Raw genomic sequence first — 420 nt, forward strand, 5'->3', positions numbered from 1 at the left:
TCCTTTCCCGCCTTCGCGCTCGGCATGACGCTCATGCAGGTGTTCTCGGTGCAGCTGGGCTGGCTGCCCACCGTGGGCGCCGACAGCTGGAAGCACTACATCCTGCCCTCGATCACGCTGGGTGCCGCGGTGGCCGCGGTGATGGCGCGCTTCACCCGCGCCTCCTTCGTCGAGGTGGTGCAGGAGGACTTCGTGCGCACCGCGCGCGCCAAGGGCCTCAACGAGCGCACCGTGGTGCTCAAGCACTGCCTGCGCAATGCGCTCATCCCGGTCGTCACCATGATGGGCCTGCAGTTCGGCTTCCTGCTGGGCGGCTCGATCGTGGTCGAAGCCGTCTTCAACTGGCCCGGCCTCGGCCGCCTGCTTGTGGATGCCGTGACCATGCGCGACTACCCCGTCATCCAGACGCTGGTGCTGCTT

Annotated in this window: 1 protein-coding gene; it reads left to right on the forward strand. The window is 67.6% G+C overall.

The window, feature by feature from the left end; genetic code table 11:
- Positions 1 to 420: ABC transporter permease subunit (locus GVN67_RS29345; protein ID WP_160000794.1), on the forward strand; the 420-nt coding region annotated here is incomplete at both ends.

Origin of the sequence: Roseomonas sp. 18066 (genome assembly GCF_902706185.1) — a bacterium.
Lineage (GTDB): Bacteria > Pseudomonadota > Alphaproteobacteria > Acetobacterales > Acetobacteraceae > Pseudoroseomonas.